The organism is Undibacterium hunanense (assembly GCF_014284335.1).
Taxonomy (GTDB): Bacteria; Pseudomonadota; Gammaproteobacteria; order Burkholderiales; family Burkholderiaceae_D; genus Undibacterium; species Undibacterium hunanense.
In genome coordinates this window covers 22,239-36,316 of sequence record NZ_JACOGF010000019.1, presented here as the reverse complement: position 1 = coordinate 36,316, position 14,078 = coordinate 22,239, and the positions used below count along the sequence as shown (strand labels likewise).

Sequence of the window (14,078 nt, the reverse complement as noted above, 5' to 3'; positions counted from 1 at the left end):
CATATTTATGTCAGCAATTGCTGACGTATCCCCATCAGGATATGTTGTACGGCAATGGCTGCCAGCACAAAAGCGCAGAAATGCCTGGCTGCCGCGGCGGCGATGGCAAAGCGGTAACGATATGGCGATCCTTGCATGAGGCTGCTGACCCCTGCCAGCACCATAGCCGTGCAGATGGCGCCAGCCAATGCCGTGAATATTTCCAGTATCTCTTTTGCCTGCATCATCGCCAGACACAACAGGCAGGCAAGCACGACGGTGGCCATGACATAGCGGCACAGCTTGCACTTGCGTGAAAGCATGTGCAAGGCCAGCAGCAACAAGCCCAGGCCGGCAAATAACTGCATGGCTGGCATCAAACCTAGCAGGTGCAACAGAGCCATACCAGCCAGTGCCGACAGGCTTGTCGCCAGCAAGCGGCCACAACCAGCGACAACACTTGCCGGTACTGCCTGGGCGAGGCTATTCAGTACCAGCAGCAGGGTCATAAACAAGGGAAACATGGGCTAAGCAGGCAGATTTCAATGTGCGGCAAACACGGCACCAAATAATTCCTGCATGCCTGCTACCGCCAGATGATCGGCAGGCAGATATTCGCTGATCGACAAACCATCGCGATAGGCCAGCTGTAGCGCATAACCGGAATGAATGACCCTGGCAAATAACTGGGCGGACTTAAATTTTTGCGAAAAATTGCGCACCAGCGCTATTTTTTCGGGCGAAGGCTGGATGTGGACAGAACTCATCACCACCATAATGCGCAAGCCGGGGTTGAATGCACATGCCTTTTCCACACGCTGCAACAGTTCTTCTTCATGCAATTGATCCAGTTGATCCAGATCCACCGCGATCACCGCTACGTGGGCGGCCAGCAAGGCTGAGCGGCTGCCCATGCAATCGCGGGACGCACTGTCGATGACGATATCCTGGTAGTGGCAACGTAAATTCTCCAGTTCGGGCTGCAGGCCCTTGCCGCTGATTTTTCTGGCGGTGATGGGAACGGTATGGCCGTTATTGCGTCTTTCACAGCTCCATTTCAGCGAAGCAAGCTGGGGATCATTGTCCAGCAAGATGACCTTGTGGCCTGCGAGTGTTCTCAGGGCTGCCAGGTTGTCAGCAAGAATGGATTTGGCCGCGCCACCGGCGCCGTCGGCAATGGTGATGATCATGGTATGTGATGGAATATGATAAATTTATGATTGCCGCATTCAGCTCAGCAATTTCAGCAGGGCGTGTCCGGTATGGTCAGTGGCCATCGAATGATGTGGTCCTTGTCCTGATACCTGTGTCAGGCTGTCAAGTACATCTGCCAGCTTCGTTTTGCCAGCCAGCGACATCGGTGTCATTGGCAAGCGCAGTTCGTCATGGATGTAACCCTGCAAGGCCAGTGCGGCCTTGACCGGTGCCGGATTGGGTTCTGAAAACAACAGGCGTATCAAGGGCAGCAATTGTTCGAACAAGAGCTTGGCTTCCGCATAACGGGTGGCACGCATCAGCTCATACAGGGCCACGAACAGATCTGGTCGCACGTGGGCAGCGGCAGAAATGGCACCATGCCCACCCAGACCGAGGGCGTCAAACAGCAGAGCGTCATCGCCACACAATACCTTCAGGCCAGTGCAGTTGATCAGGCCGGACAATTGTGTGGCAAGGCCGGCAGATTCCTTGATGGCGACGATATTGCTGTGTCTTTGCAAGGCGATGCAGGTACCCAGATCAATATTTACGCCAGTGCGTGCGGGAATGTTATACAGCACCAGCGCCTTGTCGGTTGCCGTGGCAAGAGCTTCAAAATGCCGGCGTATGCCTTCTTGTGCCGGACGTACATAGGCCGGTGCACTGGCCAGGAAACCCGTCAGGCGCGGGTCGTCATAGCGGCGGATTTTTTCTGTCAGTACTCGGGTATCGCTGCCACCCATGCCCATTAGCACCGGGCAGGTATTTTTTGTCACTTCGAGTATGGCAGCCAGCATGTGTGCCTGTTCATATTCGCTCAGGCAGGCGGCTTCACCTGTCGTGCCGCAGACCACCAGGCCATGTACGCCAGCCAGTATCAGTTGCTGGGCCAGCAGTTGTGCTTGTTCATAGTCGGGTTCACCCTGCCGGAAAGGCGTGACGAGGGGAACCCAGATACCTTCAAATTGGGACATGATAGTTTGAAAAAATAGTTGAAAAGATGCTTGAGCAGATAGCTCAAGTTAAATTCAGACCGGTAACAACGGCGTGATCTTGCCGAACTCTGCCTTGGGCAGAGCGCGTATGATATGGCTGATGATGGTGTCCACGGACGATTTTCTCAGACACAGCCAGACCTTCATCTTGCTGGCATGGTCGACCGGTTTGACCCGCATGAAAAGCACCAGGTCACCGCAGTTCCTGAGTATCAGATGACGCAGTTCCGTAATGGCAGCGGCATCAACGGTAATGCGCATGATGAAATCATCCTGCTTCAATACCGGCGCCTTGCGATAACTGATGATGGGCATGGCCGGGCTGTGTTGCCTGCGTTCATTACCATCTTCGAACAGGAACTTTTCTCGCTTGGATGTCTGCAAGGCATCGGTAAAATCTTCATTCAGGTAACGATAGCGTGTTGACGACGACACCCTGGTATGCTGGTTCATGGATAATCTCTGGCTGTTTGACACAGTTCAAGATTAGCAGTTGAGGTATAAAGATTCTCTAAAAAGCAGGGCCTGCGTCGTAAACGTCGCGTAAATTTTACTGACCGTACAAAAGAAAAACCCCCGTGACCACATGGCAGCACGGGGGTTTTGCATCTGGTGCAATTTGCTTAATACAGCCAGAGCTTGTCTGCATCCAGTTGCAGGTAGTACTCACCCTGATCGAGCTTGTAGGGTGAATAGGCACGCAAGCCATCTTCTGCGTGGCCAAACAGGCACTCCCAGCGGTCACCCAGGTACATGCAGGTGGTCAATGGCAATTTGATGGCATTTTCTGTCTGACTGTCGGCGATTTTTACTTTTTCCAGGCGGATGATGGCAGTTACTTCTTCGCCCAGGTTTTTACCGCGTACCGTGGCTTTCAACGGTGTGCCCCTGACCTGTATCGTGGCGCTGTCGCCGTCGCGTTGTACGACTTTACCTTTGAGCTTGTTATTGCTGCCCATGAATTCGGCAGTGAACAGGGTGTTCGGTGTTTCATACATGCTTTGTGGCGTGCCCTGCTGTTCAATCACGCCGTTGTTCAGCAACAGGATGCGGTCTGAAATTGCCATCGCTTCACCCTGATCATGCGTCACCATCAGGGCTGACAGGTTCAGCCTGACGATCAGTTCACGCAGGAAGGCACGGGCTTCTTCACGCAGTTTGGCATCCAGGTTCGACAGCGGTTCATCCAGCAGGATGACCGGTGGGTTGTACACCAGTGCACGGGCGATGGCGACACGCTGTTGCTGGCCGCCGGACAACTGGTGCGGGAAACGTTCGCCCAGATGACCCAGACCCAGCTGGCCCAGCACGTCCTTGATCTTGGCGGCGATATCGGTGGTATTCATCTTGCGCAACTTCAGGCCATAGGCCACGTTGTCAAACACGGTTTTGTGTGGCCACAGCGCATACGACTGGAACACCAGCCCCAGGTTGCGTTGTTCGGCAGGTACTTCCAGCCCCTTGGCACCATCAAAGATGGCGCGTTCGCCAATGGTGATGGTGCCGGTCTTGGGTGATTCCAGACCGGCTACCGCACGCAGCAAGGTAGTTTTGCCGCTGCCCGAAGGGCCCAGCAGGGCGACCACTTCGCCGCGCTGCAAGTTCATGGATACGCCTTTAAGAATGGGGTTGGCGGTCGCGCCGGAACCATATTCCAGGGTTAAATCTTGTACGCTCAGTTCAGACATAATGTTCTCTCGTTTTTATAGTGTGTCGCGTTGATGGATATCAGATGGAAGTCAGATGGACAACAGGGTTTGATCAGTGGCTGAGCTTGACGCCAAAGCGCAATGCCAGACCCAGACCGATAGCGACCAGGGTGATATTGATGAAGGACAATGCCGCCACCAGATCCACCGAACCACCTGCCCACAATGACACGATCAATGCACCGATCACTTCTGTACCCGGCGACAGCAGATACACGCCGGTTGAATATTCACGTTCAAAAATCAGGAATACCATCAGCCAGGCACCCAGCAAACCGTATTTGACCAGCGGCAGGGTGACATCACGTGTCACCTGGCCACGGCTGGCACCGACGGCACGGGCGGCTTCTTCCAGTTCCGGCCCGACTTGCAGCAGGGCAGTGGAAATCAGGCGCAGACCATATGCCATCCACACCACGGAATACGCAATCCAGACCGAGAAGATGGTGGAACGCAAGGCCCGCAATTGTGGAATGACATTCTCGATCAGCCAGATGCAGAAGGCATTGTCAAACCCTTTCAGGCCGCCTTCCAGCCAGCTTGGCACGAACAGGAATACCCAGAGGAAGGACAAACCGGCCAGCAGGCCAGGAATGGCACGCGGTACCAGCACGCTATAGTCCAGCAGGCGGGTAATGCCGTCTGGCTTGCGGTGCATGGCCAGCGCCACACCGGCATAGCAAATGACTGCCAGCGCACCACCGATGATGCCGATCAGCACGGTATTGAAAATGCCACGCATCAGCGAAGGCTGTTCCAGGATGTCACGGAAATGCTGAAGCGTGATCACGTCAGCCAGTTTCACACCTTCACCCCAGTAAGACACAAAGGCGCGCAGTACGATGCCGGACAGTGGCAAGACGATGGTAAAGATCAGCCATGCTGCCAGTACGGCAAAGGCCAGCCATTTCCACTTGCCCAGGGGCAGCGGTTTCTGGCGTGAACCCTTGCCTTTGATCGATACGTATTTGTTGGCTGATTTCAGCAACCAGCGCTGTACCATGACCAGTGGCATGGTGACCGCAACCAGACAGACAGCCGCTGCCGCCATCAGGTGATACGACGGTGTACCCAGCTTATTGGTCAGCTTGTAGAGATAAGTTGCCAGCACCAGATGGCCTTCCGGATCGCCCAGCACCAGTACCAGACCGAAGACTTCAAAGCCCAGGAAGAATACCAGCACGGCAGCAAAGGCCAGTGCCGGCATGATCATGGGCAGCGACACATGCAGCGCCACCTGGAAAGGCGATGCACCGGCGACCCGTGCTGCTTCTTCCACATCCGAGCCCAGGCTTTTCAGCGCGGCAGATGAATACAGGTAGACGTGCGGCACATGGGTCAGACCGGCAATCATGACGATGCTGAAGAAGGAATAGATATTCCATGGTTCGACACCGGTCAGTTGCTTGACCCATAAGGTATAGAAACCAACCGGGCCCATCGACACCACATAACCGAAACCCATCACCATGGGGGATACAAAAATCGGTACCAGCAGCATGGGTTCTATCCAGCTGCGTCCCGGCAAGTCGGTACGTATCATCAGGAAGGCCAGCAAGGCACCCATGGGTACGGCGATGCCAGCCAGGCCAGAGGCCAGGATCAGGCCATTCCAGAATGCCTGACGAAAATCAGGATCATCAAAAATGAAACGATAAGAATCCAGTCCCAGTTCTTTTACCGGCGAAAAGAAGGGGGCATTCAAAAAACTCTGGAACAGTATCAGTGACAGTGGCGTAAAAATCGCCAGCAGTGTCAGCGTCACGACCAGGCCACGTGGCCAGTTCAGTTGTGACCATCTGCCACGCGGAGGTAGACTCAGGGTGCTCATGCTTGGCCCAATATCAAGGGTTGAGATTCAGTTGATTGCAAAAAGACAGTGTGGAAAAAAGACCCACAGGAAGAACAGGCTGGCATGGTGCAAATGTAAACATGCACCATGCCCTCAGGCTTATTTTTTGCCTGCGGTTTCTTTCCATTGTTTCAGGAAAGCGAGGCGTTTGGTTTGATCCAGGTATTGCAGCAACATCGGGTTGACTGGCAAAGGCTTGAGGCCGATACCGATCAGTTTTGCCAGGTCAGAATAGGTGGTTTCACCCTTGACGTCGGCACGTATCGCGTACAGCTTGGCTTCATTCGCAATCATGGTCTGGCCACGTTTGGACAGCGTGTAATCCAGCCACAGCTTGGCAGCATTTGGATGCTTGGCGGCTTTGCTGATGAACATCACGCGTGACAGCACCAGTGTGTAATCTTTAGGGATCTGCACACCGATGGATGGGTCTTTGGCCGCACGTACCAGGGCGTATGAACCAAGGATGTTGTAGCCCAGCAGGTTTTCGCCGGAAGACAGGCGTTCCAGCATGGTGCCGGTAGATGACTGCACGCGGACGCTGGCATTACCGAAGGCTTTGGCCAGTTCCCAGAAATCCTTGTTTTCACGACTGTCCTGGGTAATGAACATAAAACCTACGCCAGATTTTTCGATGTCGTACGTAGTGACCTTGTTCTTGAATTTATCCAGCTTGCTGTTGATGAGCTTGGCAAATTCGGCATGGGTTTTTGGTACTTCATCAGCACTGACCAGACGTTTGTTATAAACAAAAACCGCTGGTTCAAATGTAGTACCGTAGGCAGAATTATTCCAGATCGCCCATTGCGGTATGCCGCTGATTTCTGGCGACGCATATTGCAGGCCATAACCATCGGAGACCAGTTTGGTTTGCAAATCCATGGCAGATGACCACATCAGGTCGGCACTGTTGCCGCCGGCAGCCATTTCAGAAATATAGCGGTTATAGACTTCAGTGGAATTCATGTCATTGTATTCGACCTGCACGTCCGGATACATGGTGCGGAAATCCTTGATCAGCGGTTCTACGGCCTTGGTATCGGTGGCGCTGTAGATGACCAGCTTGCCTTCTTTTTTGGCACCATCGACGATCTTGCTGTAGTCAGCCGGATAGCCAGCCGGTGCCTGGGCCTGGGCATTCAGCATCATGATGCTGCCGACGGCCAGTGCCGCCATGCTCTTGACGAAGTAGTTTGTTGCTTTCATTTGTCTTCTCCTGTTTTTTTGTTTGAGATAAATACTGCCTGATCATTTGTTACCATGCTGCGCCAGCTGAGACTTTGGCCTTAGCTTAGTCTTAGCTTTAGCCCTAGCGCACCATGCCAAATTCTTTTGCCTGCAGGCGGTAATTGCTGACCGCCTTGTTGATGTAATCGGTCAGTTCCTTGCCGGTCATGGCGAAGGGAAACAGGCCGTGGATTTTTCTTTGTTCTTCAAATGCCGGTGTGTTCATGGCCTGCTGGAAATGCGTGACCCATTTCTGGTAGTCCGTTTCGCTGACTTGTGGCCCCATATACACACCGCGGATAATCGGCCAGGTGACATCAAAGCCCTGCTCGCGGGCAGTCGGTACATTTGATAGCGGACCTGGCAGGCGTGCATCGGATAACACTGCCAGCACGCGTATCTTGCCGTCGCGCGCATGCAGGCTGGCTTCAGAAGCATCGCCGGATACGGCCTGCACATGGTCTGCCAGCAAGGCGGTAAATGATTCACCACCGCCTTCAAAGGCGACCAGGCGCATGGTTTTTGAATCGATGCCTACCTGTTTGCCGATTTGTGCCATCTTCAGCCAGTCCTGGCTGCCGACGGTGCCGCCGGCACCGATGGCGATCTGGGAAGGCTTGCTTTTGATGGCATCCATTAGTTCGCGCAGGTTTTTGTAGGGAGAATCCTTGCGTACCGCGATCATGCCGTAGTCGGTGCCTATGGCGGCGACCCAGCGCACATTGCTGGCCTCGGATTTACCGAATTTGCCTTCGGCCAGGTTCAGCAGCGAACCGCCAGAATAGGCAACCAGGGTATTGGCTTCGGCTTTTCTTTGTGAAATGATGGTGGTCCAGGCGATGGCACCGACGCCACCGGGCAGATAATTGATCTGCATCTGATGGTCGGCAGAGGTAGTCTGGGCCAGCTTGCAGGTCAGGTCCATGCCACCGCCAGGTTTGGCTGGTACCAGACACAAGGCCTGGTCCGGGCCGGTCTGGCTGACGGATGGGCGTGCAGCGGCAACAGGAAGACTGACAAGCAGGCTTGCCAGTATCAGTGCCAGATGTGTGCGCCGCAGTTGCATGATGAGACCATGTTTGATTGATTGCATGGATCATACCGAAATGAATCTTTCAGTACGCTTTCACCTGTCAGGGTGTGGTTTCAGCGCAATATTTAAGACAATATTCAACGCAAAATCGCACCGTTTTTACCTATGATGGTCAGTTCCACGAAATGCGAGCCATCGTGATCTTTGGCACTGTAGCTGACCTGCACACCACCCAGGTCAACCTGACGCATGTTTTCCAGTGCCTGCGTCAGCTTTTGCGTATCGGGACGGTTGCCGGCACGACGCAGTGCTTCCGTCATTAATTTTGCAGCAACAAAGCCTTCGAGTACAGCATAGGACAAGGGTGGCGGATTTTTAATGGATTTCAGGACTTTTTGCAGCTCACGCACCACAGGAATACCAAAATCACGCGGATAGGGCATCACCTGCATGACACCGATGCCGCGCCCGTCATCACCCAGCGATTTAAAGAATTCATCGGAATTAACGTTGGACAGCATTAAAAAGCGTGGTTTTTGCCCGGTTTTCTGCATTTGTTTGATAAAGTCGGCACAGGCTGAAGGGGTACAGGCCATCAGGATAGCCTGTGGCGTGGTGGCGGCGATTTGTGCTACTGCAGCATCCAGTTTCATGTCCTTCCTATCATATTTGGCGATGACAGCGGCTTGCAGTTTGCGCTCACCCAGTTTGCTGACAAAACCGTTCAGGCCGTCTTTACCAAAACTGTCATCCTGATGCAGGATGGCGATCTTGCTGATGTGCAGGTCTGCCAGCGAATCCACCATTTTGGCTGCTTCATCACGGTAGCTGGCGCGCAGATTGAAAACATAAGGCTGTAGCGGCTGATGCAGGCTCAGGGCCCCGGAAAATGGCGCGATCAGTGGGATACGGTACTTTTCCAGCAGCGGCAGTACGGTTTCTATGGTGGGTGTGCTGCGGTAGCCGAACAGGGCGATGACATGATCGTCATTGACCAGCTTCAGGGTGTTTTCTTTGGTTTTGACGGGGTCACGCTGGTCATCATAGCTGATCAGCTCGATGTTCTTGCCATTCACACCACCCTGCTTGTTGATCCAGTCAAAATACAGCAACGCACCTTCACGGTTTTCCTTGCCGGTGGCTTGTCCGGATAATTCTACGGACTGTCCCAGCAGGATTTTCCCTTCTGCCCAGGCAGTAGCGTGCAGGGCAAGGCAAACCAGCAGGGCGAACCCCAGGCGTAAGTGGTGCATGACAGTCTCCGTTATTTTTGTATTTCAGTTTTATGGCGAAGCTTAAAGCGCGTGAGCTTTCACTTTGCTTGCAATGAGTTTGCAATGAGCAGGCAATATGTTGGAGGCTTCAGGAATTTCTTCTTAACAAGAAATGAGGGTACAAAAGGAAATACAGAGGTGCCTGATGACAACAGCAACATCACCAGGCTGGCGATAAACCAGTTAACATAAGCGGGCATGTGCACTGTCAGGCGGATATACAATGTTGGCAAGTGCAAGCAAGTGGAATTAAAAACATGGCAAGCACGCTACCCGGCAATCGGGTTTTCCTGATTGGCTGCGCGGTCTGGCGGCATTGATAACAATGGTAAATTATGCGCATCCTGTTGGTTGAAGATCACATCGAACTGTCGCACTGGCTGGCCAAGGCCTTGCGCGATGCCCATCTGACGGTAGAGACGGCGCATAACGGCGCCGACGCCGACGCCTTGCTGCATACGCAGGAATACGCGCTGGTGATACTCGACCTCAGCCTGCCAAAAATGGATGGTCTGGAAGTATTGAAACGTATGCGCGCCCGTGGCAACAAGGCACCCGTGCTGATACTGACAGCGCGTGGCGGTCTGAATGACCGCGTACATGGATTGAATTCCGGCGCCGATGATTACCTGCCCAAACCGTTTGAGCTGGCCGAACTGGAAGCGCGGGTCAAGGCCCTGTTGCGCCGCGCCCAGGGCAATGAAGCCGTGACTCTGACTTGTGGTGCCCTCAGCTTTGATACGGTCACCCGTCAGTTTCATTATGACGGCCAGGCGCTGTCACTGACGCCGCGTGAATATGCGGTGCTGGAAGCTCTGATCAGCCGCCCCGGCCAGGCAGTATCCAAGGACAAGCTGTTTGATGAAGTGTTTGCCCTGGATGACGATGCGAATCTGGATGCCATAGAAATTTATATCCATCGCCTGCGCAAGAAACTCGATGGTGTCAGTGCCGGTAAAGTGGTGATCGTGACCCTGCGTGGCATAGGCTATTTGCTGGAAGCGCGCTGATGTCATCGCCAGAACGCCTTGGCAGCCTGCGTGGCCAGTTTTTACGCTGGCTGCTGATACCTCTAGTGTTGCTGGTCGCCCTGAATGCTTTTTCGGTGTACCGCAATGCACTGGATGCGGCTGATCTGGCGTATGACCGTTCCTTGCTGTCGTCTGCCCGGGCGCTGGCAGAAAGAGTCGAGATCGTGGATGGCAAGGTGGTCGCCAATGTGCCCTATGTGGCACTCGACAGTTTTGAAACCGATACCCTGGGGCGGCTGTATTACAAGGTTACCGGCGTCAATGGCGAATTTGTATCCGGCTATGAAGATTTGCCTGATTTGCCCAAAAATGTGCCACGCTCGGAAATCTATCCGGCGCTGGTACATTTTTTTCATGCCGACTACCAGGATCAGGCAGTGCGCATCGCCGCCCTGCACCAGCCAGTGTATGACGACCAGATGCGCGGCATCGCCCTGATCGAAGTTGGCGAGACCCTGGATGCCCGCCGTGGCCTGTCACGCAAGATATTGATCGACACCCTGTTGCGCCAGGCCACGCTGGTGCTGGCCGTGGCGCTGATGGTGTGGGTTGCCCTGCGTTTCGTGCTGGCACCTATCATGCAGTTGCGCGCCGATGTCGAAGCGCGCGAGCCTACCGATCTGTCAGATTTTGACCCCAGCGTGGTGCACAAGGAAATCCGCCCGCTGGTGAATGCCATGAATGGCTATATGGCACGCTTGCAAACCCTGATCAATGGCCAGAAGCGTTTTATCGCCGATGCCTCGCACCAGTTACGTACCCCGCTGACGGTCCTGAAAACCCAGGCTGAACTGGCCCTGCGCGAAAATGACCCGGTCGCCATGCGCCAGATCGTGCAAAGCATTGCCCAGACCACGGATGCCACTGTCCATCTGGCAAACCGCCTGCTGACGCTGGCACGTACCGGCCATGGTGCAGCCGCTGCCGAACTGGAAGACCTGTCACTCAATCAACTGGCACGTCAGGTTTGCCTGGAACTGGCGATGCCCGCCGTGCGCAAGCAGATCGACCTGGCGCTGGAAGCGGATGACGATGTACCTTTCAGGGGCCAGGCCTTGCTGCTGCATGAAATGCTCAGCAATCTGCTCGACAATGCCATCCGCTATACGCCGGAACAGGGACGTATCGTCCTCAGGGTTTATTTGCAGGATGAACAGGCGATGATAGAAATTGAAGATAGTGGGCCAGGCATCCCCGCATCTGAACGTGAAAAAGTGTTTGAACCCTTTTACCGTGCAGCCAGCAGCAGTGTGCTGAACCCCGGTGGCACTGGCCTGGGTTTATGCATCGTGCATGATATTGTGGTCCTGCATGGCGGCGACATCGTCCTGGGGGATGCACGCAAATTTGCAGATGCGGATAATCAGGCCGGTGCAGATGAAACTTCTGTTGCTGGCGAAGATAAAACCAGCCCTGGTGGCCTGCGCGTGCATATCCGTTTTCCGCGCCATGTCTGAATGGTGTTACGATACTCCGTAGAGTATGCAGGCCCTGATCATTTCGGGCATCAATCATTATCCCACTATAGCGAAGGAGCATGATCGTGGCAGATACGCCCCCATTGAAAATAGTCCAGGGTACGGCCTTGAATGATCAGCAAAAGAAAGATCTGTTGCATCGCCTGGCACGCATTGAAGGTCAGTTGCGTGGCGTGCAAAAACTGATCGCCAAGGCAGCCGTACCGGAAGATTGCGAAGCGGTAGCCCAGCAAATGTCGGCCGCACGCAAGGCGCTGGACCGTTCATTTGTGACTTTCCTCACCAGTGCCGTGGTCACGCATGCAGAAAAAGCCGAAACCACGGAAGAAGCCATCGCCAGCACCCGCCGCCTGGCTTCGCTGCTGGAAAAATTTGCCTGAAGTATTGCCCGCAACAAAGCGAGGTCATCATCATGTGCGTGTCGACATCATCTAGTGGTTTTTACCGGTATGACCGCCTTGTGCTCAGGTATGTGTTGCTGCTGCTTTCCATTTTCCTGTTCTTGTTGCCAACACCTGCCCTGCACGCCGTAGAGGCTGGCAAACAGGATAAGAAACTGGTCTTGCTGGTGAGAGAATTGCGTAATGAAGAAGGGGATCTGGTTCCCATACGCGAAGAAATCCGGCAGTTACTCAATTATTTTGAACGTGAATTGCGGATACGTTTTGAAATCCGTCGTTATCCGTGGATACGCTTGCTGAACAATGCCAAAAACGGTGAAGGCATTGTGTTCGGTTTATCCAGGAATCGCGAACGCTTGGCGACTTTCCGTTTTTCTGAAACCATCTATGCCAATTATGTCTGGCTGGTCACCCGTAGTGACGCCAGCTTTGTCTTCAACAGTATGCAGGATCTTAAAGGCAAAACCGTGGGGGTGGTCCGTGGTGCCAGTTATGGCGATGAATTTGATAGCATGCGCAATGTTCTGTTTCTGGTGGAAGAGGATGTCAGCTCACATGGTGCGCGCCTGAAGAAACTGCTGAACAAAAGAATGGATGTCATGGTCTTTGGTGACCGCCGCTCACAACCTGAAGAAGTGAAGCAGTTGTTGATCAACATGTTAAGCAATGAAACCAGCCATATGGAAACAGCCATTGAACAGAGTTTCAAGGTATTGCCCAAACCGCTGCTGGTAGATGACCTGCATTTTGCTGCCGTTTCACCGCAGTATGATGAGTGGATACAGAAACTGAACCTGGCCATACTCGCCGGAAGAAAATCCGGGGAAATCAATCGCCTGTTGTTGCGGGATAAATGAGGTATTGACCAACGATTTTCAGAAATAGAAAGTGAATGTGCAAATCTCCATGTTTGAAAATATTTCCCGTAATCTTCCAGGCAATGCAAATTGGAAGGGCAGTTTTTATGAGCAGCTAACTGAATGTGGGATATGGGATAAACATGCTTTCTGGATGTTGCATAAGGATCTTGTCCTGGCCGCAGATAAATTAAAAAACCTGAGTTCGGTGGATAAGGAATTGGCCTCGGCAATTGTCAGGCTACAGTCGAATGTTGATCGCTTGTTTGCTGCGCATTTTAATAAGAATGATGTTTTTAAAATCGTCAACCTGAGTACGGACGATATGTATGCATTGAAAGAAAGATTTGATATGGCAGTGATCGGTGTTTTTTCAGGAGCAGTGCCTCCTGAGGACGCGGTTGAGTTGCCCTAACTCAAATTTGACCAGGCTGCGTATGTCAGTTAAATCAAGGTCAGTCCGCTTCCGCGAACGGTAGATTTCGTCCTGTCGCGGGCTTTTACAACTTTTAAAAGTATGGAAATTTCAAAAAAACAAACCATCACTGTCATCTCTGTCGAGCCGTTTTCGCCAGGCGATGAAAGCGCATCCGTGACCCTGCGCAGTGAGATTGGCGAAATAGTGGCATTTTGTTGGCCATGTAATCTTCGAGCTGGGGATGTCATTGAAAATCGCCTATTCACTCTGGACGGAGATGCTAGTGCGACTTACTTTTCAGACTGGCCCCCAGATGAAATAGAAAATTTGTCGTCTGAGTGGATTGAGCGCACCGGAAACTACTCGTACAAAGGATGTGCGCGTGTTGTTGACGAATCCAAAGGTCTTGTTGAAGTACATGGCTTTGTGCTTGAGCTACCAGATATTCTTTGTGACGGCCATGTTGATTTTGAAATTGAGCGGCTTGACGTTAGGGCATTACCACAGTCGCAAAACAGTCATAAATATCCGTAAGGTCCGACAAGGAAAACACGAATAGAGTATGGGTTGATTTCCAATTTATACAGTGCTGATTGTTGAACGCATGGTTTCCAACACCCTGCAACT

15 protein-coding genes are annotated in these 14,078 nt (G+C 53.0%); 6 read left to right on the top strand and 9 right to left on the bottom strand.

The features are described 5' to 3' along the window. Positions 1–5: 5 nt before the first annotated feature. The 9 genes from H8L32_RS25165 to H8L32_RS25125 form a co-directional block, all read right to left on the bottom strand. The gene (locus H8L32_RS25165) at positions 6–503 is read right to left on the bottom strand and encodes a hypothetical protein (protein WP_186950595.1); all 498 of its coding nucleotides are present in this window, start codon (positions 501–503) and stop codon (positions 6–8) included. An 18-nt stretch (positions 504–521) separates the two neighbouring features. After that, a complete protein-coding gene (locus tag H8L32_RS25160) occupies positions 522–1,169 on the bottom strand; it encodes a nucleotide-binding protein (protein WP_186950593.1) in 648 nt (215 codons plus the stop codon). Positions 1,170–1,208: 39 nt separating this feature from the next. Beyond that, positions 1,209–2,150 (bottom strand): 4-hydroxy-tetrahydrodipicolinate synthase, encoded by a 942-nt coding sequence (dapA, locus tag H8L32_RS25155; RefSeq protein ID WP_186950591.1) that lies wholly within the window; start codon positions 2,148–2,150, stop codon positions 1,209–1,211. Between the two features lie 54 nt (positions 2,151–2,204). After that, on the bottom strand, positions 2,205–2,624 hold the full coding sequence (locus H8L32_RS25150) for a hypothetical protein (protein WP_186950590.1): 420 nt from the start codon (positions 2,622–2,624) through the stop codon (positions 2,205–2,207). A gap of 170 nt (positions 2,625–2,794) precedes the next feature. Next, on the bottom strand, positions 2,795–3,859 hold the full coding sequence (locus H8L32_RS25145) for an ABC transporter ATP-binding protein (RefSeq protein WP_186950588.1): 1,065 nt from the start codon (positions 3,857–3,859) through the stop codon (positions 2,795–2,797). A gap of 73 nt (positions 3,860–3,932) precedes the next feature. Continuing rightward, entirely contained in the window at positions 3,933–5,711 is a 1,779-nt protein-coding gene (locus tag H8L32_RS25140; RefSeq protein ID WP_186950586.1) for an ABC transporter permease, read from the bottom strand. A gap of 120 nt (positions 5,712–5,831) precedes the next feature. Next, positions 5,832–6,908 (bottom strand): ABC transporter substrate-binding protein, encoded by a 1,077-nt coding sequence (locus tag H8L32_RS25135; RefSeq protein WP_230412416.1) that lies wholly within the window; start codon positions 6,906–6,908, stop codon positions 5,832–5,834. 133 nt (positions 6,909–7,041) lie between these two features. Continuing rightward, complete coding sequence (locus H8L32_RS25130; protein WP_230412410.1) at positions 7,042–8,052, bottom strand: Bug family tripartite tricarboxylate transporter substrate binding protein; 1,011 nt, start codon at positions 8,050–8,052, stop codon at positions 7,042–7,044. 77 nt (positions 8,053–8,129) lie between these two features. Further along, positions 8,130–9,245 carry an ABC transporter substrate-binding protein gene (locus tag H8L32_RS25125; RefSeq protein ID WP_186950582.1) on the bottom strand — a complete coding sequence of 372 codons (1,116 nt, stop codon included), beginning with the start codon at positions 9,243–9,245 and terminating at the stop codon, positions 8,130–8,132. A gap of 356 nt (positions 9,246–9,601) precedes the next feature. Here H8L32_RS25125 and H8L32_RS25120 point away from each other — a divergent pair, with 356 nt between their 5' ends. The 6 genes from H8L32_RS25120 to H8L32_RS25095 all read left to right on the top strand — a co-directional run bounded on the left by H8L32_RS25120 (position 9,602) and on the right by H8L32_RS25095 (position 13,985). Next, positions 9,602–10,276, top strand: coding sequence for a response regulator (locus tag H8L32_RS25120; protein WP_186950580.1), 675 nt, complete (start codon positions 9,602–9,604; stop codon positions 10,274–10,276). Then, positions 10,276–11,754 (top strand): sensor histidine kinase, encoded by a 1,479-nt coding sequence (locus H8L32_RS25115; protein WP_186950578.1) that lies wholly within the window; start codon positions 10,276–10,278, stop codon positions 11,752–11,754. The genes H8L32_RS25120 and H8L32_RS25115 overlap by 1 nt, the downstream gene beginning before the upstream one ends. 86 nt (positions 11,755–11,840) lie before the next feature. Next, a complete protein-coding gene (locus tag H8L32_RS25110) occupies positions 11,841–12,155 on the top strand; it encodes a metal-sensitive transcriptional regulator (RefSeq protein WP_329605228.1) in 315 nt (104 codons plus the stop codon). 32 nt (positions 12,156–12,187) lie between these two features. Continuing rightward, positions 12,188–13,033 (top strand): substrate-binding periplasmic protein, encoded by an 846-nt coding sequence (locus H8L32_RS25105; protein WP_186950574.1) that lies wholly within the window; start codon positions 12,188–12,190, stop codon positions 13,031–13,033. 49 nt (positions 13,034–13,082) lie between these two features. Next, the gene (locus H8L32_RS25100; RefSeq protein ID WP_186950572.1) at positions 13,083–13,448 is read left to right on the top strand and encodes an Imm41 family immunity protein; all 366 of its coding nucleotides are present in this window, start codon (positions 13,083–13,085) and stop codon (positions 13,446–13,448) included. 102 nt (positions 13,449–13,550) lie between these two features. Further along, on the top strand, positions 13,551–13,985 hold the full coding sequence (locus H8L32_RS25095; RefSeq protein ID WP_186950570.1) for a hypothetical protein: 435 nt from the start codon (positions 13,551–13,553) through the stop codon (positions 13,983–13,985). The last annotated feature ends 93 nt before the right edge of the window (positions 13,986–14,078 follow it).